This window comes from Pseudomonas sp. BE134 (assembly GCF_031456105.1).
GTDB lineage: Bacteria > Pseudomonadota > Gammaproteobacteria > Pseudomonadales > Pseudomonadaceae > Aquipseudomonas.
In genome coordinates, this window is sequence record NZ_JAVDUA010000003.1 from 88,838 (window position 1) to 114,988 (window position 26,151).

A 26,151-nucleotide genomic window follows, 5' to 3' on the forward strand; every position below is an offset into this window, starting at 1 on the left:
CAAGAGGGTTGTTGGTCGTATTTGAGATTCACAGCGTCAACGGGGGGTTGATTATCGATCGATGCAGTGGCGATATAAGCGCCTAATAACATTTCAGAGGTCGTTGTATGCCGCTCGCCACGTTGATTCACCGCGCCAGTTTGCCCAGCCCGATAGTGTCTGCGCAGCAAGCGCTTGAGCTGCTGGAAGGGCATTACGGGCTGAGCGGGAAGTTGCAGGCTCTTGGCAGCCAGCAGGATCTCAACTTTCGCGTCGACAGCGACCGGGGGCGATTCGTCCTGAAAATCTGCCGTGGCGATTATGCGGCGCTGGAACTGCACGCCCAGCATGCGGGGCTTAAGCATCTGGGCGAGCAGTCCGGGGTGAAGGTGCCGCGAGTGATCCCGGCCAAAAACGGTGCTGATCTGCTCACGCTGGACGTCGCGGGCCAATCGGTGCACGTGCGCCTGCTTGACTACATCGAAGGCCAATCGCTCACCCACCTGGATCATCTGCCGGGAGCCGTAGTAGCCGGTTTCGGCCAGCTATGCGGTGAAATGGACCTGGCGCTGGCCGTTTTTGAACATCCGGGCCTTGAGCGCACGTTGCAGTGGGATGCCCGCCACGCCAATGCTTTGATCGGCCATTTGCTGCCGGTCATCAAGGACGACGCGCAACGCCGGGTGATCGCCGATGCCGCCGAACGCGCCGAGCGTCATCTGCAACCGTTGGTGGACAAGTTGCCGGTGCAGGCCATTCACATGGACATCACCGACGACAACGTGGTCTGGCAGCGGGATTCGCAACGCCAATGGCAATTGCAGGGCGTGATCGATTTCGGCGACCTGGTCCGCACCTGGCGCATCACTGATCTTTCGGTGACGTGCGCGGCGTTACTGCATCACGCCAACAGCGATCCGTTCTACATTTTGCCGGCGATTGAGGCCTATCACGCGGTCAATCCGTTGCAGCCTGCAGAACTACAGGCGCTCTGGCCGTTGATCGTCGCGCGTGCGGCGGTGTTGGTGCTCAGCGGCGAGCAGCAGGTCAGCATTGATCCGGGCAACCAGTACAGCCGTGACAACCTGACCCATGAGTGGGAAATTTTCCGCGTGGCCACGTCGGTACCGCTGGAATTGATGGAGGCGGCCATTCTGACGTCGGTTGGCCAGAGCCTGCCGAGTATTGGCAGTGAAGGTTTCGCACCGTTGCTGCCGAGCCTGGTGGGACGAGAGTTTGCCTTGATTGATCTGGGTGTCCTCAGCCCGCATTTCGAGGCGGGTAACTGGGAGCAGGAGGGGATTGATCAGCAGTTGCTGACGCAAGCTGCGCAGACTCACGGTCTGGCAGCCAGTCGATATGGGCAGTATCGATTGTCGCGGACTCAGCCAGACAGTGCGGCCGAACCCGACACGTGCCCGTTGCACGTCGAGTTGCGAGTGCCCCACGGTACGGCGGTCGAATCACCGTTTGCCGGTGTGGTTCATCAACCGTCGGCGGGCGTGCTGCAACTGGACGGCCCGCAATTGAGCGTGCGGTTGTGGGGTGTGACACCGTCGCTGCACACTGGCGCGGCGCTGGTCAAAGGTCAGGTGTTGGGCTCGGTCAGCGGACCGCTGATCGTGCAGATGTGCCGAGGCACTGCTTTCAATGCACCGTTGTTTTGCACACCTTCTCACGCCTTGGCCTGGCAAGCCTTGTGCCCGTCGCCGGCCGCGTTGCTGGGACTGGCTTGTGATGCGCAAGAGGAACTCGATTCGCAGACGTTGCTGGCGCGTCGCAGCGCCAGTTTTGCCCGTACCCAGAAGCACTACTACGTCGACCCGCCGCGCATCGAACGCGGCTGGCGCAACCACCTCATCGACATGCAGGGCCGTTCCTACCTCGACATGCTCAATAACGTCGCGGTACTCGGCCATGGCCATCCGCGCATGTCGGCAGTCGCCAGTCGTCAATGGTCGTTGCTCAACACCAATTCGCGCTTCAACTATGCAGCGGTCGCCGAGTTTTCCGAGCGTTTGCTGAAGTTGGCGCCGGACTCCATGGACCGCGTATTCCTGGTAAACAGCGGCAGCGAGGCCAACGATCTGGCGATTCGTCTGGCATGGGCTTACAGCGGCGGGCGCGACATGCTCAGCGTGCTGGAGGCCTATCACGGCTGGACGGTGGGCGCCGATGCGGTGTCGACGTCGATTGCCGACAACCCCAAGGCCTTGAGCAGCCGTCCCGATTGGGTGCATCCGGTCATTGCGCCGAATACGTATCGCGGCGAATTCCGTGGCCCGGACAGCGCGCCGGATTACGTGCGCAGCGTCGAACACAATCTCGCAAAAATCGCCGAGCAAAAGCGTCAGTTGGCCGGTTTTATCTGCGAACCGGTGTACGGCAATGCTGGCGGGATCTCTTTGCCACCGGGCTATTTGCAGCAGGTCTACGCAATGGTTCGCGCGCAGGGTGGCGTATGCATCGCCGACGAAGTGCAGGTCGGTTACGGGCGCATGGGCCATTTCTTCTGGGGTTTTGAAGAGCAGGGCGTGGTGCCGGACATCATTACCATGGCCAAAGGCATGGGCAACGGTCAGCCGTTGGGCGCAGTGATCACGCGTCGGGAAATTGCCGAAGCGCTGGAGGCCGAAGGTTATTTCTTCTCGTCAGCGGGCGGCAGTCCGGTGAGTTGCCAGATCGGCATGGCAGTGCTGGATGTGATGGAAGAAGAAAAGCTCTGGGAAAACGCTCAGGTGGTGGGCGGCTATTTCAAGGAGCGCCTCGAAGCGCTGATCGATATTCATCCGCTAGTGGGTGCGGTGCATGGCTCCGGTTTCTATCTGGGTGTCGAACTGATCCGCAACCGCGACACACTGGAGCCGGCGACCGAAGAAACCACGGCGCTGTGTGATCGCTTGCGTGAACTGGGGATCTTCATGCAACCGACCGGCGACTTTCTCAACGTCCTCAAGATCAAACCGCCGATGGTGACCTCGCGCCGGAGCGTGGATTTCTTTGTCGACATGCTCTCGAAGGTGCTCGCAGAAGGCCTGTAAACACATCTCTCCTGTGGGAGCGAGCCTGCTCGCGATGGGGCAAGATCAGTCGACAACAATGTTGAATGTTCGACCGCTATCGCGAGCAGGCTCGCTCCCACATTGGTACGGTGATAACTCGATAGATATCGGCGTTTGCGCAAAAAAATATGACAGATGGCATGTTTCTGGCTTCTAAAGTCGATATTTATCGGCTATAAAGTCGTCACTGCCTCGCTATGGTCGATCCACAGTCAGTGCTTCCCATTTCTGTCATGGGTCGATGCCACACTCGACCCCAAGCCTTTGCTCAGGAGCCGATTCATGAGCCGTATCGTTACCGTCGCCGCTACCCAGATGGCCTGTTCCTGGGACCTTGAAGCCAATATCGAAACCGCTGAGAAGCTGGTCCGTGAAGCGGCGGCCAAGGGGGCGCAGATCATTTTGATTCAGGAGCTTTTCGAGGCCCCGTACTTCTGCCAGAAGCCGAATCCGGATTACCTGCAACTGGCCACGACCGTTGAAGACAACGTTGCCATCAAGCACTTCCAGAAAGTCGCCAAAGAGCTGCAAGTGGTGCTACCGATCAGCTTCTATGAATTGGCCGGTCGCGCGCGTTTTAACAGCATCGCGATAATCGATGCCGACGGCTCCAATCTCGGGATTTATCGTAAAAGCCATATCCCGGATGGCCCTGGTTACCACGAGAAGTATTACTTCAACCCGGGCGATACCGGTTTCAAAGTGTGGAACACCCGTTATGCGAAAATCGGCGTGGGTATCTGCTGGGACCAGTGGTTTCCCGAATGCGCACGCAGCATGGCGTTACAAGGCGCGGAAATTCTGTTCTACCCGACCGCCATCGGCAGCGAGCCACACGACAAGACCATCTCCTCCCGTGAACATTGGCAGCGCGTACAACAGGGCCATGCCGGTGCGAACCTGATGCCGCTGATCGCCAGCAACCGCATCGGCAACGAAGAGCAAGATGGCTACGACATTACTTTCTATGGCTCGTCGTTCATCGCCAACCAGTTCGGCGAAAAAGTTCAGGAGCTCAACAAAACCGAAGAAGGTATTCTGGTGCACACTTTTGACCTCGACGAGCTGGAGCACATTCGCAGCGCGTGGGGTTCGTTCCGTGATCGCCGCCCGAACCTTTACGGCACACTGAAAACTCTCGACGGTTCCCTGGAGTCCTGATTGTCATGACCACTTTGCACACCACGCCTCGCGCCGACGGCTTCCATATGCCGGCCGAATGGGCACCACAGACCCAGACCTGGATGATTTGGCCCGAGCGCCCGGACAACTGGCGCCTGGGTGGCAAACCGGCACAAGCCGCACACGTGGCGGTGGCGAAAGCCATCGCGCGTTTCGAGCCGGTGACCGTCGCGGTATCGGCGGGCCAATACGAAAACGCTCGCGCCCGTCTCGATGTGCCGAATATTCGTGTGGTGGAAATGTCCAGCGATGACGCTTGGGTTCGCGACACCGGCCCGACCTTTGTCATCAATAACCGTGGCGAAGTCCGGGGTGTGAACTGGGATTTCAACTCGTGGGGCGGTTTTGACGGCGGTCTGTATTCGCCATGGAACCGAGATTCGCAGGTCGGCGGCAAAATCCTTGAGATTGAGCGCAGCCAGCGTTATCGCACCGAAGGCTTCGTGCTCGAAGGCGGTTCGATTCACGTCGATGGCGAAGGCACCCTGATCACGACCGAAGAATGCCTGCTCAACCGCAATCGCAATCCGCACCTTGATCGTGCGGAGATCGAAGCAGTACTCAGCGCCAATCTGGCTGTGGATAAAATCATCTGGCTGCCGGACGGCCTGTTCAACGACGAAACCGACGGCCATGTGGATAACTTCTGCTGTTACGTGCGCCCGGGTGAAGTATTGCTGGCCTGGACCGATGACCCGCAAGACCCGAACTACCCGCGTTGCCAGGCGGCAATGAACGTGCTGCAAAACAGCACCGACGCCAAGGGTCGCCCGTTCACGGTGCACAAGATGCCCATTCCGGGGCCGCTGTATGCGACCGAAGAAGAGTGCGCCGGTGTGGATCCGGTGGACGGCACTCAGGAGCGCAATCCGACTGTTCGTCTGGCCGGTTCTTACGTGAACTTCCTGATCGTCAACGGCGGGATTATCGCACCGAGCTTCGATGACCCGCTGGACGGCCCGGCAAAAGAAATTTTGCAGACGCTATTCCCGCAACATGAAGTGGTGATGGTGCCAGGCCGGGAACTGTTACTGGGAGGCGGTAACATCCACTGCCTTACCCAACAACAACCGGCGCCGCACAAAGAGTGAGTGCAGTTGTAACATCTTGAGATGGTTGCAAAAATTGCTGTGCAGAGGTTAACCCTCCTGCGCTACATGAAAAGCCCGCAGTCCTGAAGGACTGTGGGCTTTTTTGTTTGCGCTTTTCGACAGCACGGAAACATTGGCACAGCTCTTGTATCAGTAAGCGCGTGAAACAGGGAGGGGGGGAGAACTGCGATGTTCTGTCATAAACCTTGGATAAGTTAGCCGCTCACGAACCAGGAGAGAGCGCTGAAATGAACGCCGAAGTAAATGTAGTGAGCGAGCGGGCGTTGCATCCCCTGGCAATTAATGGTGAATCGCTCCAGGATCTTGGGCACTGGTTGAAGTCCAATGGAATGCGTCAGATCAGTGCACCTGATCCGCGCCGGACGATGATCGAGCGTTACCCCGCTGGTTTATTCAGCGAAGCGGAACTGGAAGCGTTGTGGGATGTGATGGAAGGATAAGAAGAAAAAACAAAGGATTGATAAAGCGCTGCCGGGATGGCGGCGCTTTTTTATGGGCGATGACTTTGCGAGCTACAAAAAATCCCCGGACGGGTTCGTTGATTTTTACTTCGACACAGTAAAAAAGCACTGAAAACGGCTGTTTTCAGTCGTAAAAGTCGACTCAAAGCCGCTTCAAACGCCGTTTCAAGCCGTGCTTGAGATGCCTGAAATTCTTTCTCATGGACGCAAATTCTGTGCTCTCTAGATTAGGTAGCTAAATGCACGGAGATTTTAAAAATGCTCGTTTTGAATAAAGAAGTGGGCGAATCGCTACGGCGCGATAAATACGTCAACGTCAAAAGTAGTGATTTCAATTTATTCGGACACTTCTCCGACTTCGTCAGATTGACGCGAAGTTGGGAAAACATGGAGCCCGACAGTTACTACGGTCAGGCCGAAGCGGGCAATCGGTATCGCCGCTACAGCGACTTCGAATACAACCCTGTTACGCGCGAACTGACCCAGCTGGAACACCGCGCTTACGTTCAGTCCAAGGCCAACAACAGCTATGTGGGCGGAATGGTGCGGCACTTCCAGGACTTCTCCGATGAAATCATCCATTCACCGGTGATGCGCAGCCTGATCGACACCGATTTCGACGTGTACAAAAACGTCCTGCCACCGGAACTGCACGACGAAATCTGGCAGTGCCAGATTCACCAGATCCGTATCGAGATCAAGCCAGGTAAACAATTGGAAATCACCCCGGAAGGTATTCACTGCGACGGCTACCCGTTCAGCGGCGTACATTTTTGGGGGCGTAATAATGTGGAGGGGGCGGAGAGCCGCTTGTACAGCGCCCATGAACAAGAGCATTTGGCGTCGACAACGTACACGGACATTCTCGATACCACTTACTTCCTTGATCGGGACATGCGCCACTACGTCACACCGGCGCGCAATACCCACTCCCACAACATGGCCTATCGACAAATTCTGGCGATCTCCTTCTCGCGGCCCGGGACCGCTTTTGACATTGTTCGCTGAACAGCTCGACCCCATGAACCTCACCGAGTGCCCTGCACCGGTGATGTTGCGACGCACGACGGCCAAAGATGCACCGCGTCTGGAACGCTTTTTTCGGCAATTTGAAGAGGTGTCTTTCTGCGAATGGCAGGACGCCAGATGCCTGCGCGGGGTGTTGGTGCAAAAGACCACCACCTCGTTCATCGCGCTGGACCTCAGTGGCGAAATCGTCGGCGCGGTACTAGGCGGCATGCTGGGCAGTCGCGGCACCATCAACCACCTGGCGGTGAGCCCGATGTACCGCAGCCAGGGTGTCGGTCAACGGTTGGTTGAAGCGGCATCGGCGGACATGAAACGTGTGGGCGTGCTGCGCATGTTCCTGTTTGTCGACGATGCGAACCTCGCCGGCCAACGCTTTTGGAGTGCCCAGGGTTTTTGCGAACCGCGCGGCGAAAGAACATTAGAGAGGGATCTATGAATGAGACGTCCAGCAGCCAGCCGCTGATGGTCCGGCCACCGCGTTCGCGCACTTTTGCGGAGGCCAGCCCGGTGGTGGCAGGTTATTTCACGGTGGCGTTTGTGTTCGGCCTGATGGCGGTCAATGCCGGGATGCCTTTATGGTTGCCGGTCGCCATGTGCCTGTTCGTTTACGCGGGCGCTTCGCAGTTTGCCGCCCTGGCGCTGATTTCCAGCGGTGCGTCGCTGACCACCATTGTCCTCACTACGTTTCTGATCAACGCGCGGCACATGCTGATGTCGGTCTACATGGCCAAGGCGTTGCAGGCGATGGGGCTCAGTCGTTTTGAGCGTTGGTGTTATGCGGGTGGCTTGACCGATGAATCGTTCGCTTTCCACAGCGTCAAACTGGGCAAAGGTACGCCGGTCAATGTGCGATACCTGATCGGCTTCAATCTGTATTGCCACACCTCATGGGTGCTCGGCGGTTTGCTCGGGGCGATTTGCGCGCAGTACGCGGCGCATTTGATCAAGTATCAGCTCGACTACGCGCTGACGGCGATGATGCTCTATGTGCTGGTTTCTTTGTGCAATACGCGTAACAAACTCATCGCCGCACTGGCCGCCGTCGCTTGCATGGGCGCGCTGAGCCTGGTCGGCAGCTCGCCGTTCAACGTATTTATCGCCACTTTTGTGGGCTGTGGGGTGGGTGTATGCCTGACCAAACGTTCCTGATTCTGGTCGTTGTGCTCATGATGGCCGTGACGTTCCTGCCGCGAGCGCTGCCGCTGCAAGTGAACACTGACCATTGGCCGCCCTTCATCGCTCGGGCGCTGGAATTTTTGCCCGTGGCGATCGTTGCTGCCATAAGCCTCACGCCGTTGTTGATCAAGGATCAACACCTGCAGCTCGATCGCCCGGAATTTTATGCCGCAATTCCGACGTTGTTATGTGCGTACTTCAGCAAAAACCTCTTTCTCTCCGTTGCGGTGGGAACGGCTGCGTATATTGCGCTCGGCTCGTTCCTGTAGCGGCAGGTCGACTACGTCTTGCAAGGCCTGGCCCGACAACTCAGGGTTATTGACCGCCAACCGGACTTCGAGGGCATCTTCGAAGCCAGGGAAAATGGTCAAGCCGTTACGTTGGGCCGCGTCACGAGACACCATGCCGAGGCCATCCATCTGCGTGATCAGCGACAGCGTCAGCGTCTCGCTGCAGGAATAGACCATCCGCTTGTTCGACTCGTAATTGCCAAGGCCGGCGTCGAGAAAACGCAAAAAACTGTGGGAATACGGGCAATCGCCGGCCGGACGCACCTGAAACTTGTTGCCCAGCATCACCAGCGGATCATGTTCCTGACCGCAATGGGCACCGACTACCTGCACCTGAACCTCGGGCAGGATAATGCTTGGCAATCCCGGCTGCTGCGGGCCGATCAACACGGCCAGATCGAAATCTTCATTCTTGAGCTTGCTGAGGTTTTCCATCGACTCGGCGTAGCTGAATTCCAGCTGATAGTCGGGAAATACCTCAATCAGGCGTCCGATCATTCGCCGATTGAAGTCAGACGAAAGCGTGGTGTTCAGCGCCACCTTGAGCGTGCGTTGCCCAGGCACCTTCAGCGAAGCCACTTTTTCTTCCAGCTGCCGCGTGGCCAGCAACACCTTGTCCATGTAAGGGGTGAGCTCCGAGCCCTGGGTGGTCAGGGTCAATCCCTTGTTGGAGCGACGAAACAACCGAAAACCAAATTGCTCTTCGACCTTGTTCAACTGCGCAGCCAATGCCTGCACCGTTAAACAGGAATGCTCTGCCGCCGCCGACAAAGAGCCGGTCTGCACAATGCGCATGAGGTTGCGTAGGGTTCTGCTATCCATGGGGTAATGCCCTCTGAAGTGGGCTGGTTATTGTTGAGTACCTGGCCGTCGGTTGAGCGATACGTGCTGGCTATAATCCTGCACCTGAACCTGCTTGTCCCGAGTTTAGTAGCGAAATGATGCTGGCGTCCGATGGTTGGAGATTACTGCGCGTCGGGGTTTTTGGGGAAGGGTAAGTGATCGGGAAAAAAAGAATGCTCGGGCCGGGAGGTTTGGGCATTTTTTTGGAGTGAGAATGGGGTTGTCGGTGCGGGTTTCGTCCTGCGAACTTCGTAAGGCTGGCCGCCCTCGAAACGTTTTTATGCAAAAGTCAGGATTTATGATCATTTTTGAGCGCGGAAACTCGTTTTTATGCGTTCAGGGATCAGGCCGGATCAATCTGACGCGTCTGAAATATTCGTTTTTATGCAAATCCATCAAAAAATAATCGTTTTTATGCGGCAAAACCTGATTTTGATCGTTACTCTCCATTTGTAGGCATTTTTGATTTCAGCCGAGTTGTTCAAAGGAGTGTGACCGTGAGCGAGTTTCCCGTAGACCCCATCGGTGCTGCCTGGCTAGCGACGACATTCGACGTGCTGCCGATTGCACGGCTACCCGTGTTAAGTCAGGTCGGTAGCCGACGGTCAACTCAAGTCGAAGATGGGTTTCGTGTTGAGACCTATACGGAGAATATGCGCCCCGCTCCGGACCTCTCATCCCATCTGCAATTTCACCTACGGCATGAAGTCCCGAACCTTGAGTTCTTGAGCCGCTTGTTTACCAAGGAGGGTCCCGCACCGGTACAAGACTGGTTAAATGTTGAGCCCACCGGTCAATATGCACGCAGGGCAGCGTTTCTGTTTGAGTGGCTCACAGGCGAGCAATTGCAAGCGCCCGAGCCTATAGGCGGTAAGTATGTCAACGCCATCAACGCCGACCTTATGGTGGCGGCGTCACCCGAAGAGGCGGTGAAGGTGCCGCGTTGGCGAGTGAATGACAACCTGCCGGGCACGAGTTACTTCTGCCCAATCGTCGTCAAGACAGCCGCAGTCAAGTCAGCAGCGGACCTCGATGTGCCTCACCTTTTTGGTCAACTGACCGCTGAATTTGGCGAAGCCCTTCTGCTGCGCGCCGCCGCATGGATGACACTTCGGGAAAGCAAAGCCAGTTTCGCGATTGAAGGGGAGGCGGATCGTTCTACCCGTATCCAGCGTTTCGCAGATGTGTTGGCGCGACGAACCGGTCAGGGCGACTTGCCGCTCACCGATGTTGCACTGGCTGAGATGCAGGAAGAAATCCTTGGCGCAGTGACCACACTGACACGCCTGGGGATTCGGCAATCTCCCGTGTTTGTTGGCGAAACGGTTCGCTATCAGGAGATTGTCCATTATGTCGCTCCCCCGGAGAGTGATTTGGAACGGATGTTAGAAGGCATTCGCGTTTTTCTGAATCGCACCCAAGGGCAATCCCCGGTCATGCGTAGCGCTGTGGCCGCGTTTGCTTTCGTCTATATCCATCCGCTGGCTGATGGCAACGGCCGGGTCCATCGCTTCCTGATCAACGACATTTTGCGTCGTGATGGGGCTATTCCAGACCCGGTGATTCTTCCGATTTCAGCGGTTATCACCGACGACTCGGCTGAGCGGCGCCTGTATGACAGCGTGCTGGATCATGTTTCAAAACCACTCATGCAGGGCATACGAGACCAGGTAACGTTCGCCAGTACTCGTACGCAGTACCCTGACGGCGTGGTCTCGAACATTGAATTCACAGGCCAGGATCAGGCACGTCCGGTGTGGCGGTATCCAAACCTTGGGCCACACGTAGTGTTCATCTCGAACGTCATTCGCCGCACGATCACTGAACAAATGCGTGAAGAGTCGCGGTATTTACGTAGCCACATAAGGGCCAGACAGGCGATCAAGGAGGTCGTTGAAATGCCGGATCAACAGGCTGATCGGCTCCTGCAATCCATGGAGCAAAACGAAGGGAAGCTGAGCAACGTCCTGGCAAAGGAAATGCCTGTGCTGACAAGGCCTGACATTTGGGACGCCATTACCGAAGCTGTGGCTCAGTCGATGGGGGGGGAAGAGCCGATAGACAGTAGCGTGAGTGATCGATACCACCCGAATCAGCCTGTAGGCAGATGATGGACTCAAGCTGGGCTCGCTCAGGCAAAGAAAAAAGCCCCGATTGATTCGGGGCTTTTTTTATAGTCTGCATCATCAAGCGGGCGGCGCAGATTGTTGTATTGGCCGATACCGCTGGGGCGCGCACGTCAGCAGCATTGGACGCCGATTGAGCGGGAGTGGCGCTTGATTAGCGGCTCCACTGCGGATGAAGCAGCGTTTGCGCTGGGCTGCGTAGCAGCCCCAAAAGTCTCACAAACAACGCCTTTTTTGCACTCAAGCGGTAGCAACCTTCCTCGCGATAACACTCATGTCGCAAAAATCCGATTTCGGCGACACGTGTCGCCAACATGTCGTCCGCGGCGACACGTTCCCATAACGTGTCGCAAAAAGTGAAAAATTGCGACACGTTATGGCCTGATGTCTACACTGGCGACATGAGTGAAGGCTATTTCTGCTTAAAAAACATACAAAATGACCAGGATTGCATCCATGACCGAACCGTTACTGCCATGGCAGGCTGACAGGCCATACAACCAACTACCTTTGTTACCGCCAGGAATAGAGATAGAAACACGTGCCGTCCTAAAAAAGTGTATTGAGGCACGCACCGCTTTGGCCGAGTTGAAGCAAGCGGCAGAGTTGATCCCGAATCAGACGGTCCTGATCAATACAATTCCCCTGCTGGAAGCGAAAGACAGCTCGGAAATAGAAAGTATCGTCACCACCACGGATTTGCTGTTTCAGCATGCTCAAGACACTGAAAACCATGCAGACCCGGCGACCAAGGAAGCGTTGCGTTATCGGACAGCGCTGAATCAAGGCTTCCACTCCTTGGCCGAACGACCGCTGTCCACCAATACCGCTGTAGAAATCTGTCGCACCCTGAAGGGGGTGAACCTGGATATCCGCCGGACACCAGGCACCCAACTCGCGAATGACCGCACCGGTGAAGTTATCTACACCCCGCCCGAAGGGGAGGAGCATTTGCGTAACCTTCTGGCCAACTGGGAACGCTTTCTACACAACGAAACCGACCTTGATCCCCTCGTTCGAATGGCGGTCGGGCATTATCAATTCGAGGCTATCCATCCTTTTATCGACGGTAACGGCCGCACCGGACGGGTCATCAATACCTTGTTTTTGATCCAGGAAGGGCTGTTGAACTTGCCTATCCTTTACCTCAGTCGCTACATCATTGCCTACCGAGCCGATTACTACCGGCTCTTGCTGGAGGTCACGACAAAACAGGCTTGGGAACCGTGGTTGTTGTTCATGCTGAGCGCCGTGGAGGAGACCGCTCGGTGGACGACGGCCAAGATTGCGGCCATTAGGGCATTGTCCGAACACACCACACAGTTTGTGCGTGAGCAACTGCCAAAAACCTACACGCGTGAACTGGTCGATGTCATTTTCGAGCAACCTTACTGTCGTATCAGCAACGTCGTCGAGAAGAAAATTGCTCAGCGCCAGGCGGCCTCTCGTCACCTCAAAGAACTGGTGACTATAGGTGTTTTGGAAGAGGTTCAGGTCGGAAAGGAGAAGCTTTTTATCCATCCGAAATTGATGCAATTACTCGTCCGCGACAGCAACGAATTCAGAAATTACGCTGGCTAGAGTGAGCGGAAACTAAAAGCCCCGATTGATTCGGGGCCAAGCGTTGGCAATGCGCTAGATGATGTGCGTAGAAGTTTTCCTGGTAAGGCGTTTGATGTGGATAAGGCAAAATTTACAGTTCAAGGAGCTGCAGATAAAACTTTCTTTGAGGCAAAATCAAGTGGGCAGTTTTCAATTTCAGGTCCGAAAGAGGAGGTGGTGTATGCAATAATAAAAGAATTTATTGGGGGCGGAGGTTGATATGCTGTTAACCTCAAAATGAATTTTTCTCACAGGATTGTTCGAGTAAACAGGATTGCGACTTATCTTTTATCGCCTTCTATAATGCTGAAGGCGTGAAGGTGGTGTTGACATAAAATATTATATGGTGGCTCTTGGGAGTTGTTTTTTTTTGCTCTCAATGCAAGCCGAACAACGGACGTTTTTTCATTGTTTTGTATTCCGATTGTGCAATTTTAGATTTAACTAGCTTCAATCAACGCTCGTTCTTCCAGCCAAGTCTCCTGAACAAACTGGTCAGTAATCGCGTATATCCCATGCCCGCGTCGCATGATGATGTTCTCGGCAACCAGCGCAATCACCACCGGCTGAATCTCTTCGACTCGCACCTCACGGCCCACAGTCTTCGAATACTCAGCCGCAGCATCGATGGAAAAAATCCCCCGAGCATCGCCTTCCGTAGACGCGATTTTGTTGAAAATAGCCTGAGCCAGGCTGCCTAACAGCTCCACTTTTTCTAGTTCGATGCTGGCCGCTGCCGAGCGCAAAGTGCTGGCAATAACAGGCAGGAACAGATCGGGATCACCTTCTTGCTGCATGAGTTGTCGCAACGCTTTGAGCATTTCCTCGGGCCGGTTTCCCAAGGTATTGAATGCTTCGATGGCGACTTCGAGTGAAGGTAGCTTTTCTTTCTTCACCGTCGCAGCGAGCCGGTTAAGCAAATATTCAACGTAATCCCCTTTCAGCACCGGATACGCTGTCGATGTCGCCCCAGAAAATGCCTCCTCTTCGCCGTCAGTTCGCTGACTTGCGCCCTGTGCGATCCCGTTCCAATAAACAGAAAGTACCCCGGTGTATCTGGTCGAGGATTGATCGCATCGCGAGCTGCTTTGAGTGCCAGAAGCAGCCGATTACTATCGTCGGATGAAATGGCGTGCTGCACTTCGTCGATGATCAGCACCAAGTCGGTTTTCGCTTGATCGACAACCTCTGTCAGCGCCTGCGCCAGCGTTGGCCCACCTGAGTTCCCAATGCTGTCGAGTTTGAAACCAAATTTGAATCCTTCAGCGCCCACATCAGCACCACTGACACGCTTGAGCACTTCGAGCAAACCGGAGCCTGGTGTTTGGAGCTCCTGCAGGGTTTTACGGATGGCGTCATGCACCAGTGTCGCTGGATTGGCTAGCGTGTCACTCCATAGGTCGACGTAAATGACCAGAGCACCCGCTTCTTCCAGAGCAGGGATGAGATCGCTCCTCAGGAATGTTGTTTTACCGGTCCTGCGCAGGCCGGATAAAAACAGACCTGAGCGCAAACCTTCATCGAGAACGCCCGGATTGAGAAGCTGGTTCGCCATTTCTTCGGCCAATTCAGGGCGCTGAAAAATGCTGCTCATGCAATTACCTCTTTTTATGGATACGCCATAATTATTGGCCAGCCATAATTTAGCATAAAGTCCGGAGTCCGACCTGGAGGCGGGTTGATTGCTGTTTCCGGGTTATTTTGAGCGCAGAAGGGACGCTTTCTGATAGTCGTTTGGGCGATTGATGGTTTTGGATGCAAAATCATTTGTCTACTGTCTGCGCGATAAAACTCATTACACCAAGTAACTAATGATGTTCCCGCCCCCACCTTTATCCCCAACAGCTAACTCCCTACATTGAGCTCCAACGCCTACCCATTCATTCCGAAGGGCAGGTCACTTGGAGATTCCTCATGCCTTTTGTCAGCGTTCGCATCACCCGCGATGGCGTTACCCCAGAGCAGAAAGCTCAGGTGATCGCCGAAATCACTGAAACCCTGGAACGCGTTCTCAAAAAGGATCCGCACCTGACCCACATCGTGATCGAAGAAGTCGATACCGATAACTGGGGCTACGCCGGCATCACCACCACCCAGTACCGCAAGCAACTGGCTGAGGCGGAGGGCAAGTCATGACCGCGTCCGTCTCCATCGATTTTGTCTCCGACGTGGTGTGCCCGTGGTGCGCGTTGGGTGCGACGGCACTGGAGCAGGCGATCAGGAACGTGGCCGGTGAAATCTCGGTCCAGCTGACCTACAAGCCGTTTGAGTTGAACCCGGACATGCCGGCGGCCGGCGAGAAAGCCGTCGAGCACTTGATGCGCAAATATGGACGCACCGCCCAGGACGTCGCCGCTGGCAAAGCGATGCAGATCGCTCGTGGCGAGGCCATCGGTTTCACGTTCGATTTGGAGAAGCGCACCCACTTCTACAACACGTTTGATGCGCACAGATTGCTGTTATGGGCGTTGCAGGAAGGGCGGCAGGTCGACCTGAAGAAGATCCTGCTGCGTGCTTACTTCACCGACGGCCAGAACCCGAGCAATCGCGAAACGCTGGTTCGTCTGGCCACTGAAGCAGGACTGAACGCTGCGGCTGCACAAGAAGTGTTGGCGTCCGGAGCGTATGCGAAAGAAGTGCGTGAGCTTGAAGCGTTCTACCGCCAGCACGGGATCAACTCGGTCCCGGCCATGATCCTCAATGGTCGTCACCTGGTGTCCGGATCGCAGTCGGTCGAGTACTACGAGCAAATGCTGAGACAAATGGCGAAGGCCCCCGCCGAAGCCTGATTACTTACTTTTTAAATCATCTTTTATTAGTCGAGGTTCATCATGAGCAATTCGGAAAAAGTCATCGTAATTACCGGCGCATCCCAAGGCCTCGGCGCAGGCATGGTCAAGGCTTTTCGTGATCTTGATTACAAGGTTGTTGCCACGTCGCGTTCGATCAAGCCGTCTACCGATCCGGACATCCTCACCGTGGCGGGCGACATCGGCGATCCGGAGGTCGCGCAGCATGTCATCCGTGAAACCATCGCACGTTTTGGCCGTATCGATACTTTGGTTAACAACGCCGGGATCTTCATCGCCAAACCGTTCACCGCCTACACCGCTGAAGACTACGCCGCAGTGCTGTCGGTGAACCTGAATGGCTTCTTCTACATCACCCAACTCGCGATCACCGAGATGGAAAAGCAAGGCAAAGGCCACGTCGTCAACATCACCACCAGTCTGGTGGACCACGCGATTGATGGTGTGCCGTCGGTACTGGCTTCGCTGACCAAAGGTGGATTGAACGCGGCGACCAAATCCCTGGCGATTGAGTACGCCAAGCGCGGGATCCGGGTGAATGCGGTTTCCCCAGGCATCATCAAGACGCCGATGCATGGTGAGGAAACGCATGAAGCGCTGGGGAATCTGCACCCGGTTGGACACATGGGGGAGATCAGCGACATTGCGCAGGCGGTTGTTTATCTGGATAACGCCAACTTTGTCACCGGGGAAATCCTGCATGTGGATGGTGGGCAGAGCGCTGGTCACTAAGGCGTGTTTTACACGCCATACACAACAAAGCCCTCGTATTTCTACGAGGGCTTTGTTGTGTATGGCGCCGGCACCAGTTGGAAAACTAAATCCGTGCCCTTTTTTCTACAGACCAAAAAGCTCCATATCTTCCTCGTCGGGGACGTCGTCCGTAACAATCACTCGTGCGTGCGCGCTGTGTTCGTCCTCCATGCGCAACCCGAAGTAGCGAGTATCGTTGGCGTCCCAAAATGCCTCTAACTGCGCCATGGAGGCATGCTCAAGCAGCACCTCGGCGCTGTGCTCCAGGATGATCGAGTAATGTCGTTCGGTGTTCATTACAAAAGGGGCTCGCAACGGCGGAGTGAAGTGGCAGATTGTGCATAAGCACTGCTGCCATTATGCCGCCTCGTTGATTTGCGACAGTGACCGCTTATCGTTTCGGTGAGGTTTGTAGATGCGCGGTGCCGGAGTTGGATGAATCGATACGCACTCATGATGACTCTCGGCGGGAGGGGCGCAAGTGACCGAAATAGGCGGGCGAACACGAATCGGGGAACATTCAGGAGCGAAAGCCCCATAAACGAAAAAGGCCCACCGCAAGGTGAGCCTTTTTCGTTGTTCTATATGGTGCCGGCACCAGGAGTCGAACCCGGGAACTACTGATTACAAGCGGCTTGTCTCGGCGTTTTTCCATGGTTCATCAAGTAACGAAATCGAGACAAATCGTTCATATACAAGGTATTAGTCTTGTTTCGTTGTTTCGTCTTGTTGCACGTTGTAGTCTAAAGTCACCCAAGAAGCTGTGACCAAAGCTGTGACCAAAGATGAGGCGACCAATGGCGAGCAACGCATCGAAGACTGTGAATGATCAGAAGGTGAAGGGCATGACTCCCGGCTGCTCACCTCTGGTCGAAAGCCTGCCAGGACGTGGCACGGGGGCACTGGTGTTCAAGCGGGCGAACGAGGGCTCGCCCGTTTGCTACTACCGCTATCACCTGGCTGGCAAGCAAGTGCTGATCAAGCTAGGCGTGTATCGGCGCAACGCTCGTGAAGTCGGCCTTACCCTGCCGGAACTGCGCGACCAAGCCGCCGCAATGGCGCAGATAGCTAAAGCGCACGGCGACGTGAAGGCGTACCTGGCAAAACAGGAAGCCGACGCCGAAGCGGCACGTACCGAAAACGAGCGCGCTGTCGAAGCTGCACGCCTGAAAGCGGAGGGGGAAGCCCGAGAGCGCCAGCACCTCGCCGAAATCGAAGCGTCATGCGGCACCTTCGGAGAGCTGTTTCTCGACTACATCGACTCACGCAGGGGGAGAGCCACTGCCGGCGTCATCAAGGAACTGGAGCGGTTGTATCAGACCAATATGTTGGCCCCTCACCCCAGCATCATGGCGATGAAGGCGCGCGACATTCGCCCCGACCACATTCTCGCCATTCTCAATCCGATCTGGGATCGCGGTGCAAAAGTACAGGCCGAACGGATGCGTTCATTCCTGTCAGCGGCATTCAATCATGGCCTGCGCGCCGAGAATGCGGTCGGCAGGTCGAGCGCCAAGAGCTACAACCTAGTGAGCAACCCGGCCACCGTAGTTGTAGTCGAGAAGGTATCGGCACCCGCTACCCGGGCGCTTTCGGATGCGGAGCTGAGCAAGTTCTGGGGAACAGTCGAAACCACCGAAGGCATCGGGCCGGTCATGGCTTTGCTGTTTAAGTTCGTCATTGCCACAGGCGGGCAGCGCATTCTCAACATCTGCCAGACCACCTGGGATGACTACGATCTGGAAGCCGGTACCGTGCGCTTGGTCCATCGCAAGGGTCGCGGAGGTCAAACGATGAGCAGGCCGCATTTAGTCCCGTTGACAGAGCGAGCGGTCGCCATTTTGGAACGTGTGAAGGAGATCAATGGCTGTCACCCCTGGCCGTGGACCACCACTGGAAAGCAGCACATCGTCGTCAGCAGCCCGCGCCATGCCCTTGCCGACTGGTTGAAGTCAGAGCACGCGGTTATTGAGGGGAAGCAGACCCCCAGCTTCTCGCCGCGCGACTTGCGCCGAACCTGCACCCAACTGATGCAGCGATACGGCATCAGCGATCAACTGTCCGACCTGCTGCAAGCGCACGGCCAGACTGGTGTGGCGAATCTGCACTACAGAAATAACCCCGAGGCGGCGTTACCGGAGAAGCAACGCGCGATTGAACTGTTCGAGCACGCGCTCGCCAAGGTGTTGGGGAAAAAGCAGACCGCCAAAGTGGTGATGCTGTCGAAGAGGAGGTCGTGAAATTGTAAAAAAACAAAAAATAATTTCTAGTGCATTTGAAACAATATGGCGCTGTATGGTCACGTATGGTGCGTAGAGACAACGTTACAAATGAGTATCGTTCGTTAATGTGCAGTTGAACTGTCTGCACGCCCCGCTACTATGCGGTTACTGGCTAGACGTACAGACCCAGGTGAAACGCCCTGCAGGCTGGGGTTGGGGATTGCTGGGAACGTAGTCGCCGCTGGAATGCAGACAAAGAAAAGCCCCCGGCACGCGAATGCCGAGGGCTGATCTGGGGGGAACGCGCGAACGTTCCTGTGCATACCGGCAAAGCCAGTACACACCCCATGGGGAGAAGCTTTTGACTGCGCTTCACTATCTACAAGCAATGCTTGTAGACGCTGGGAGTTTAAGCCACCTGGATTTTGCGTCAATGCAAATTCGTATCACCCGACCGATGTCGATCCTATGACCCGTCGTGCGGTACTAGTGGCTTTCTACCCCATCCCTGAGGGGCATCCAATTCAGTTCGAAATGGAAGCTCAATATGCATCAACACAACACTAGCGCTACTCCTGCCAATACAACACCTAATCTGCCAATTCCCGGCACCTACGGCACCTCTGCACAACTCTGCACTCTCTATCAAGTCAGCCGCACGACCTGGTGGCGCTGGTCGCAAATGCCGGGTTTTCCGCGTGCCGTTCGCTTCGGTCGCTCTGTTCGCTGGCCCGTCGAGGCCGTCGAAGCCTTCCTGACTCCGCAGGAGGCTTAACCCATGCGTACCCACCAACCCGCGAACCAACGCGGGCCGGCAGCGTTCGGCCTGAAGAAAGGCGCCGCCGACCTGAACCGCATTGAGTACACCCTCGGCATCCTGCTGCCGCTGCCCACGCATGATGCGGCTGAGGTGTTGCAGTGATGCCCGCCGACAAGCTGTTGCCGCGCCTCGACAAAGTTCGCCAAGTGAAACCGGGCAAGTGGATAGCCCGCTGCCCAGCACATGACGACAAGACTCCCAGCGCGCATATCACAGAGGCCGAGGACGGCAAGCTGTTGGTGAAGTGCTGGGCCGGCTGTTCGGTAGTCAAGATCGTTACTGCCGTCGGGCTGGAGTTGCGCGATCTGTTCCCTGATAGCGGTAGCAAGCCACGCCGGCCAGGCCCGACCCGTGCCGCCGTCGAGCGTGAGCGCATGGTCTACCACATCGGCAAATCCCTAATTGCTCAGGGCGCGGAACTGGATGAAGAGGATCGCCGTCGCTTCGAGCTGGCGCGTGATCGCTTGGCTAGCATGGAGTTGAAAGCATGAGTGCGAAAACAAAAGATCCCTACCGAGACCAGTGGGCGGAGCTAACACAGTGCCAGCAGCAGACCAGCACCCCCGACTTCCGTTTTGTAGCGGCCTGCAATATGCCAATCAAACCTGTTGCCTGGTTGGTTGACAATTATATCGAGGAAGACGCACTGACGGTGATGTACGGCCCGCCCGGCAAGGGGAAATCGTTCGTAGCCCTGGACTTGGCATGCTGTATTGCCAGCGGCATCCCGTTCCACGGCCATGACGTGAAACCGGGAGTTGTGATTTACGTCGCCGGCGAAGGTCATAACGGCATTGCCCGCCGACTGCACGCCTGGGCACAGCACAACCAAACTGCCGTGCCGGAACTGCTGTTTGTATCAGAAGCCCCCACGGATCTATCCAGCGCTACAAATGCTGCAAAAGTGGCAGAAGCGGTTAAGCAGATTGCAGAAGCTACTGGCGAAGCCCCGGTGCTGGTTGTGATCGACACCATGGCCCGTAACTTCGGAGGTGACGAAAACAGCGCAACGGATGTGGGGAAGTTCATCCGCAATGTTGACGCGCTGCGTCGGCCCTGGAAGGCCACCGTCTTGATCGTCCACCACAGCGGCAAGGATGGCGAGCGAGGCGCACGCGGATCGTCGGCGCTGAAAGGTGCCGCGGACGCCGAATACGAAGTGAGCCGCAGCGGTGAAGACAAGTTGGTCCGGCTGATCCCGCGCAAGATGAAGGATGCTGAAGAACCGTCATCGCTTGCCTTCGAAATGGTCGGTGTACCAGTACGCGACGACAGCGGCAGCCTGGTCGGCGGTGCCGCGCTGCGTTTGACTGAGTACACCGCACCAGCAGCAACAGTGTTGGCAAATCTGGGTAAACACCAAAAGGCTGCGCTGGAAACGCTAGAGCAGATGCACGCGGAGATTGCCGAACACCTGAATAGCCAGGGCCGGGAAGATCACCCGGTATACATCCCAATTGACGCATGGAAAGCGAAGTGTGTCGAAGCCAAGATTCCTCGCCAGCGTTTTTACGACGTCAAGAACACCCTGACTGATCGTCAGCAAATCCGAATCGACGGTCCATATGTATTTCTTGTCCGTCCTGTCCTACCGCTCTTAGGGGAACCGGACCGGACGGACAGTCGAATGATCGTTAATACCGAACAGACCGGACGGGAACCGGACGAAAATCGGACACAGAGCGGACAGCATGCCCAGTCACCTGCAGTCGACTTTGAGGATATTTGACCGTGGCCGCCCTGGACTACCTGCACCGGGCCGGCCTCACTGCCGAGCTCAACGGAAATAAACTGCGGCTGCGCCCCGCTGACCGCATCACAGATGCCGACCGACTCTATGTGCGCAACCACCGTGTCGAGCTCATGGCCGAACTGAATGCGGCCAATGATCCGACGTGTTGCTGGCTGCACATGCTGGTGTTGGCCGACGGGCAGGTGGTGCAAGCATGCGGCGATATCGACACTGCTATCGCAAAACAGAAGGCTCATCAGCAGCACGGCGATGCCGTGTTGGCGGTAGTGGCAGCGCCAAACTTCAAACGTCCACTCTCCGAAACGGAGATCGTCAAGGCCCTAATCGGCACGCTCGCCGCGCCAGTGCCAACACCTGCTCTGTCGAGCCTCTGGCTACCTCGTGTCGCGCGCCTACTCGGCACCCGTCCTGCCGTACTGCTGGAAGAGGGGCATTTGGAGCCGCACGACCTTCTCGAGCTGGCCGGTACGGACGCGGCATTGGTGGCCGACACGATCCGCGCCAGCCAGACATGGATCAACCGGCCGCAGCGAGTTGAGCAACCGGCCGAGGACCACGCCGCGGAGCAGCTTGAGCCGCAGCACACCGTCCACACCGCCGCTACGGCGTCACGGGCATGGCGAGAGGCAGATGCGGCATACACCAACCACCTGATGAGCTGCCGCGCTTGCCATGCGGCAACCGGCCGTTACTGCGCGGCTGGCGCTGATCTGCGCCAGCGTTACATCAACACCCCGATGGAGACGAGCGAATGAGCGACGCCCCGACAGTGAAGTTATAACCCCCCAGCGCATCGGCGCAAGCATTGGGATGCTTGCGCCAGTGCGCCAAACATGAACGGCGCGGCGCCGAACACCATTGGCGCATCGGCGCAATGTAAAGCCCACCCCAAGTGCCGCCCAATCTTCGAATTATGCGGCCGTGGGAGTATGTAATTAGTTGAGACCGAGGAGTAAGCGATGAGCAAGAACCGCCTGTTCAAGAATCAGCCGAAAATCCGCCTGATCGTGTCCGTTGAAACTGAAACCGTGGCCGAGATTGATCGGCTGATCCGTTATCCCAGCGCCAACCGTTCAGAGTTCGTGCGTCTGGCTATCGAAGAGAAGCTGGAGCGTGACGTGGTTCTGTTCCAGAACCGTGTTTCATCAGTTCCCTAAGCGTACTGAAACAGGTGGATTTTCGTCGTCCCTAAAGCGTGCGAATTTTGATGATTTTCAGAGCTGTACGCGCACGCGCGCGTGCGCGCGTATATAAAGCAGAACACTCATAAAATTCGTCGTTTTATGGACGTTGGATGGTGGTTTCTTGTCGATTTCCACCGATTGAGATAGTCAGCAATCGGCCGATTGTGTTGAAAAAGTCGGCCATGGTTTGCGCATCAGAAAAGCACGCGTCTGAGATTGGAGTATTTACTTTCGGCAGAGGCTTCCGAACTCAGATTTCGCGTAGCGGCGCGCAAAAAAGGCGTTTTCAGCGGTCAGTATGCGGGAAGTCAGGAAGAACCGACTTTTTCAACAGAATCGGCCAGGAGCAGTCATTCGAGATAGGTCCTCTAAGCAGACGCCCCTACCCGCCCCGAGTTAATTGGTACGTATCACTTTGAGTTATCCCGACAAAGTGCAACGAAAAACACATCTCCTAAGCCCTGAAATCAAGGCTCGTCCGTCCCATTTTGTCTTGTTATGTGTTGCACCTGAGGTGCACCTAAAAAACAACACTGCGATGGGGATATGACAACGCCCCCGATAGGGTCGCCCAAAGAGCGAACCACCTAAAATTTCCCAGCGAGACAATAAAAAACATCGCAATCGGGAGCCCACATAAAACTACCCCCCCCAGAGCCGAATACTCCCGTGCTGATCGCTTTCAAAAAAGAAACTGGAGCAGACGTGGTCCCAATCCAGAACCATTGAGCTGTTTCAGCAATCGTCACAAAGCGATTGGTGATTTCTCGCGCACCAAAGGGACGTGAAAATTCATACTTTCTTAACCAGTACGAGCGTGGACCTTCGCCAGGCGGCCAAGTGAACAGGCCAGTCTATTAGCAAAAATTGGCTTGGTACTGACCATCGTTTACACCTGGCTTGACCAATACGGGGCAGTTTGTGCGAAACGTACAACCACGCTCCCCTTAAGCATCCTGTATGACTTCTCGCTTCCTTCGAGGAGAAACTGGACTTGAAGTGGTTCGATTTCAGAACCAATGAAGTGATTCAGCAGTCGCGCCAAAAAGGAAATTGATGACCTCTGAAAGCCTCAGGCAAGAGTTTTGATGATTTTCGGAGCAGTACGCGCGCGGCCCGCGCGTAGATCACCATCTAGTTTGTCCACTGAAAATCCAACCGTGGCCGCCCTATTTGGGTCGAATAAGCACTGCCGATATAACCCTTCGTGAGAGGCAGCAACCAAAAGCAGACAGTCGACGCGGTTCTGGTTTCGCCCGATAGTGAATGCTTGCAGCATGCGACTGCATACCTAAAGCCATTCTGGCTTATTGCTTACACTGTATATCCCCATATGCCCCCCCTCTCATTTTCCGTGAACACCAGGTAGAGCCTGCTGATATCGCCGCGCTTTCTCGATTGCACTGGCATAGTGATATCGGTAACCCTATACGCATGCCGGCATGAATAAGCGATTCGCCGGACTCGATTGAAGATGACGAATCGGGCTTACCAGCCTTGCATTACGTCAAGCTTGTTGTTTGAACGAGTCCACGCGAAGCTCGCGGTACCGGCACCATTCATAAGTTTGGAGAAGAAATGCGTTTATCTGCTCTTGCGCTCGCAGGCGTTGTCACTGTTTCCGTTATTTGTCAGGCCGTTGCCGCTGATATGGAGACCCAAGGCTATTACCAGGTCAACTCAAAGGAAGGTCACATTGAAGTCACCCTTACCGAAGCCGCGGCGAAAGAAAAAGGCCCGTTTATTGGTGACATTCTGATAGTGGATGGTCCGAAGATCACCGCCACTTTCGGTAAAGATTGCGTGCTGAGCTTCCGACCCTCGACACTGGGCGTTCTGACGGTTGAGGACACTACAGCTGGCTCAGGAACCTGCCCACTTTCACCTATACCAAGGGCGCTTCACGTTAAACAGTGACATTGACGAGGAGGCGCGGTTTTCGCGTCCTCAGTTGAAAAGGAGTGTCGATTATGACAACAGAAGACCCAGCTCAGTTGGTAAAACGGTTGGAGCAGTTGTGCCAGCAACTTGAGAATAACTTGGCGGTGAGTGAGGGAGTACCGATGCCGCTTGCAGAAAAAGCGGCTGTATATGTGCTCGGTTACGTCAATGGAATGAAGGCGGCTAAGCCAGATGTCATTCCTGAAACCCTCTACGAGAAGTTGATGAGCTCGATCGGCAAGCAAGCAGGTTTGGATGCGGAGCTTGATTGGTTATTGCTGCCGTAGCAGGCCTTGGCCTAGTAGTCATGGATACTCCCGCCAGGCGCACCACAAGCCCAGCCGGGCGCCCATTTATCCGATGCTCACCACCGGCCCTTGATTGGGCCTTTGCTTCTCCAACTGTGTTGGAGCACTTAAGGACTATCGTGAAAAAGAAGCTTTTGATCACCGTCGGCGCTGGCGCCTCTCTTGATTTCGGACTTCCCTCAGTAGGTGCCGTGGACAAGCTGCTCGATGACCACGCAAAGCAGTTGTTTCCACTTGCCCATAATCCCGAGCGCAACCTCTACAGCCATATCCGCGATGAGCTCAATGCGTATTACGCCAAAAACCCCAAGGAGGGTCTGCGCAAGTGGGCAAACTTCGAGGATGTGATCTATCAGGTGAACGTGCTGGCATCTTTGTTTTCTGACAGTGGGTTTGAGAACGGTGCTAATGCACTCTTGCGCGCGGAGGAGTTACCTGATGTTCTTCTATACGGCCGGGAAGTTTCCGCAGTTAACTCTAGCGTTCTCATCGACCTTGCAGGAAGAATGCAGGACATCATCGTTGAGCACTTCATTGAGGTATGCGCGGCCCTTCCTGACACCCAGCGGGAGAATATCGCTCATCTCAAATCAATGCTCGATGCCCTAAGCGCCGAGTTCGACATTGGTGTCGTGACTCTGAACTACGACAACGTTTTCAGCTTGGCGCGCCCAGACTTGTACACCGGATTCAACGACGTGACGGGCGCATTTGAGCCCCTTGCTGTGCTCAATCGTACCGAGTGGAATTTTCTGTATCACGCCCACGGCTCTATCCATTACGCGATGGATATGACTCCGTCCGACATGCACCGCATCGAATGGCGCAAAACGCCCCAGAAAGGGCACGCCAGCCAAGCCAGCGGGCGTAATGGGCAGAGCACGACGGAGAGCCTGCGGTTTCCTACATCAGTCATCATTGCCGGATATGGCAAGACTCAACAAATGCTCCGGCAGCCCTTTCGAACCTTCTTCGCCCAGATGAATAAACTGGTTCTGGAGTCCGACGCACTTCTCTTCATCGGTTACGGGTTTGGCGACCTGCACCTCAATGCGACGTTCTCTGAGGCGACCGACAGGCGTCGACCAGCTGCGGTGATCACATGGGGGGACGCAAAGGACGATCCGTTTCAGTTCCGCGCGGATGCTTGGTCTACGAACCTTCAAGCTACAGTGCCGACGCGTACAAGATCAATGAGCGGTCCGGGGTCTACATCGCCATGGAGTATTGGCAAACTGAAAACAGCTGCTGAGTTTGAGGTCTCAAACGACGAAGACTTCAAGCTTGCGATTTGGTATGACGGCCTGATGTCCAAGAATCTGGATGTTACGAAACTCATTTCGCACCTTCGCCTTTCTCCGCTGGAGACGTCTCCAGCCTAAGGGTACAGCCCTTCATGACGGACAGAAATCGGCCATAAAGCAGCCGGCACTCTGTCTTGGCTTTCTGGCATCAACTCTAGGCATAAGCACGTGTGACTATTGCCCTATCGCGGCGA

The 26,151-nt window shown here is 55.7% G+C and carries 26 protein-coding genes and 1 pseudogene; 24 read left to right on the forward strand and 3 right to left on the reverse strand.

The window, feature by feature from the left end; translation table 11 throughout:
- Positions 1-107 precede the first annotated feature (107 nt).
- The 8 genes from J2Y56_RS03955 to J2Y56_RS03990 all read left to right on the forward strand — a co-directional run bounded on the left by J2Y56_RS03955 (position 108) and on the right by J2Y56_RS03990 (position 8,270).
- The gene (locus J2Y56_RS03955; RefSeq protein ID WP_310348726.1) at positions 108-3,020 is read left to right on the forward strand and encodes an aminotransferase; all 2,913 of its coding nucleotides are present in this window, start codon (positions 108-110) and stop codon (positions 3,018-3,020) included.
- A 303-nt stretch (positions 3,021-3,323) separates the two neighbouring features.
- Entirely contained in the window at positions 3,324-4,202 is an 879-nt protein-coding gene (gene aguB / locus J2Y56_RS03960) for an N-carbamoylputrescine amidase (protein WP_007949161.1), read from the forward strand.
- A 5-nt stretch (positions 4,203-4,207) separates the two neighbouring features.
- Positions 4,208-5,314: an agmatine deiminase gene (aguA, locus tag J2Y56_RS03965; RefSeq protein ID WP_310348728.1), complete on the forward strand. Its 1,107-nt coding sequence runs from the start codon at positions 4,208-4,210 to the stop codon at positions 5,312-5,314.
- 248 nt (positions 5,315-5,562) lie between these two features.
- Entirely contained in the window at positions 5,563-5,775 is a 213-nt protein-coding gene (locus tag J2Y56_RS03970; RefSeq protein WP_007949159.1) for a hypothetical protein, read from the forward strand.
- Positions 5,776-6,054: 279 nt separating this feature from the next.
- On the forward strand, positions 6,055-6,804 hold the full coding sequence (locus J2Y56_RS03975; RefSeq protein WP_007949158.1) for a 2OG-Fe dioxygenase family protein: 750 nt from the start codon (positions 6,055-6,057) through the stop codon (positions 6,802-6,804).
- Between the two features lie 43 nt (positions 6,805-6,847).
- A complete protein-coding gene (locus J2Y56_RS03980) occupies positions 6,848-7,261 on the forward strand; it encodes a GNAT family N-acetyltransferase (protein ID WP_177323452.1) in 414 nt (137 codons plus the stop codon).
- A complete protein-coding gene (locus J2Y56_RS03985) occupies positions 7,258-7,974 on the forward strand; it encodes an AzlC family ABC transporter permease (RefSeq protein ID WP_310335810.1) in 717 nt (238 codons plus the stop codon). The genes J2Y56_RS03980 and J2Y56_RS03985 overlap by 4 nt, the downstream gene beginning before the upstream one ends.
- Positions 7,953-8,270: an AzlD domain-containing protein gene (locus J2Y56_RS03990; RefSeq protein ID WP_310348729.1), complete on the forward strand. Its 318-nt coding sequence runs from the start codon at positions 7,953-7,955 to the stop codon at positions 8,268-8,270. The genes J2Y56_RS03985 and J2Y56_RS03990 overlap by 22 nt, the downstream gene beginning before the upstream one ends.
- Here J2Y56_RS03990 and J2Y56_RS03995 read toward each other — a convergent pair.
- Positions 8,187-9,113 carry a LysR family transcriptional regulator gene (locus J2Y56_RS03995; RefSeq protein WP_310348732.1) on the reverse strand — a complete coding sequence of 309 codons (927 nt, stop codon included), beginning with the start codon at positions 9,111-9,113 and terminating at the stop codon, positions 8,187-8,189. The genes J2Y56_RS03990 and J2Y56_RS03995 overlap by 84 nt on opposite strands.
- A gap of 518 nt (positions 9,114-9,631) precedes the next feature.
- On the opposite strand from J2Y56_RS03995, the gene J2Y56_RS04000 reads away from it, so the two are divergent.
- From J2Y56_RS04000 to J2Y56_RS04015, 3 genes are all read left to right on the forward strand, one after another.
- A complete protein-coding gene (locus J2Y56_RS04000) occupies positions 9,632-11,245 on the forward strand; it encodes a Fic family protein (protein WP_310348734.1) in 1,614 nt (537 codons plus the stop codon).
- Between the two features lie 471 nt (positions 11,246-11,716).
- The gene (gene fic / locus J2Y56_RS04010; protein WP_310348737.1) at positions 11,717-12,841 is read left to right on the forward strand and encodes a protein adenylyltransferase Fic; all 1,125 of its coding nucleotides are present in this window, start codon (positions 11,717-11,719) and stop codon (positions 12,839-12,841) included.
- A gap of 96 nt (positions 12,842-12,937) precedes the next feature.
- On the forward strand, positions 12,938-13,081 hold the full coding sequence (locus J2Y56_RS04015) for a hypothetical protein (RefSeq protein ID WP_310348740.1): 144 nt from the start codon (positions 12,938-12,940) through the stop codon (positions 13,079-13,081).
- A gap of 221 nt (positions 13,082-13,302) precedes the next feature.
- Here the strand turns inward: J2Y56_RS04015 and J2Y56_RS04020 are convergent.
- A pseudogene (locus J2Y56_RS04020) lies at positions 13,303-14,456 on the reverse strand (AAA family ATPase).
- A 320-nt stretch (positions 14,457-14,776) separates the two neighbouring features.
- Between J2Y56_RS04020 and J2Y56_RS04025 the strand changes: the two are divergent.
- From J2Y56_RS04025 to J2Y56_RS04035, 3 genes are read left to right on the forward strand one after another with little or no spacing between them, the layout of a single operon-like run.
- A complete protein-coding gene (locus J2Y56_RS04025; protein ID WP_310348743.1) occupies positions 14,777-14,998 on the forward strand; it encodes a 4-oxalocrotonate tautomerase family protein in 222 nt (73 codons plus the stop codon).
- Positions 14,995-15,651, forward strand: a complete 657-nt coding sequence (locus tag J2Y56_RS04030) for a DsbA family oxidoreductase (RefSeq protein WP_310348746.1) — start codon at positions 14,995-14,997, stop codon at positions 15,649-15,651. The genes J2Y56_RS04025 and J2Y56_RS04030 overlap by 4 nt, the downstream gene beginning before the upstream one ends.
- Before the next feature lie 42 nt (positions 15,652-15,693).
- On the forward strand, positions 15,694-16,404 hold the full coding sequence (locus tag J2Y56_RS04035) for an SDR family NAD(P)-dependent oxidoreductase (protein WP_007948734.1): 711 nt from the start codon (positions 15,694-15,696) through the stop codon (positions 16,402-16,404).
- Positions 16,405-16,509: 105 nt separating this feature from the next.
- On the opposite strand, the gene J2Y56_RS04040 is transcribed toward J2Y56_RS04035, so the two are convergent.
- Positions 16,510-16,722, reverse strand: a complete 213-nt coding sequence (locus J2Y56_RS04040; RefSeq protein WP_007948735.1) for a hypothetical protein — start codon at positions 16,720-16,722, stop codon at positions 16,510-16,512.
- Between the two features lie 500 nt (positions 16,723-17,222).
- Here J2Y56_RS04040 and J2Y56_RS04045 point away from each other — a divergent pair, with 500 nt between their 5' ends.
- The 10 genes from J2Y56_RS04045 to J2Y56_RS04090 all read left to right on the forward strand — a co-directional run bounded on the left by J2Y56_RS04045 (position 17,223) and on the right by J2Y56_RS04090 (position 26,035).
- Positions 17,223-18,665 carry a tyrosine-type recombinase/integrase gene (locus J2Y56_RS04045; protein WP_310348748.1) on the forward strand — a complete coding sequence of 481 codons (1,443 nt, stop codon included), beginning with the start codon at positions 17,223-17,225 and terminating at the stop codon, positions 18,663-18,665.
- A gap of 529 nt (positions 18,666-19,194) precedes the next feature.
- A complete protein-coding gene (locus J2Y56_RS04050) occupies positions 19,195-19,422 on the forward strand; it encodes a helix-turn-helix domain-containing protein (protein ID WP_310348753.1) in 228 nt (75 codons plus the stop codon).
- Between the two features lie 3 nt (positions 19,423-19,425).
- Positions 19,426-19,569, forward strand: coding sequence for a hypothetical protein (locus tag J2Y56_RS04055; RefSeq protein ID WP_310348755.1), 144 nt, complete (start codon positions 19,426-19,428; stop codon positions 19,567-19,569).
- A complete protein-coding gene (locus J2Y56_RS04060) occupies positions 19,569-19,958 on the forward strand; it encodes a virulence-associated protein E (RefSeq protein ID WP_310348757.1) in 390 nt (129 codons plus the stop codon). Before J2Y56_RS04055 ends, J2Y56_RS04060 begins: the two co-directional genes overlap by 1 nt.
- A complete protein-coding gene (locus J2Y56_RS04065) occupies positions 19,955-21,196 on the forward strand; it encodes a helicase RepA family protein (protein WP_310348759.1) in 1,242 nt (413 codons plus the stop codon). The genes J2Y56_RS04060 and J2Y56_RS04065 overlap by 4 nt, the downstream gene beginning before the upstream one ends.
- 2 nt (positions 21,197-21,198) lie before the next feature.
- Positions 21,199-21,975, forward strand: a complete 777-nt coding sequence (locus J2Y56_RS04070) for a hypothetical protein (RefSeq protein ID WP_310348760.1) — start codon at positions 21,199-21,201, stop codon at positions 21,973-21,975.
- 204 nt (positions 21,976-22,179) lie between these two features.
- Positions 22,180-22,377, forward strand: coding sequence for a ribbon-helix-helix protein, CopG family (locus tag J2Y56_RS04075; protein WP_310348764.1), 198 nt, complete (start codon positions 22,180-22,182; stop codon positions 22,375-22,377).
- Between the two features lie 1,605 nt (positions 22,378-23,982).
- Positions 23,983-24,321, forward strand: a complete 339-nt coding sequence (locus J2Y56_RS04080; protein ID WP_310348767.1) for a hypothetical protein — start codon at positions 23,983-23,985, stop codon at positions 24,319-24,321.
- Between the two features lie 53 nt (positions 24,322-24,374).
- Entirely contained in the window at positions 24,375-24,632 is a 258-nt protein-coding gene (locus tag J2Y56_RS04085; protein ID WP_310348769.1) for a hypothetical protein, read from the forward strand.
- A gap of 140 nt (positions 24,633-24,772) precedes the next feature.
- Positions 24,773-26,035 carry an SIR2 family protein gene (locus J2Y56_RS04090; protein WP_310348770.1) on the forward strand — a complete coding sequence of 421 codons (1,263 nt, stop codon included), beginning with the start codon at positions 24,773-24,775 and terminating at the stop codon, positions 26,033-26,035.
- Positions 26,036-26,151: the final 116 nt, after the last annotated feature.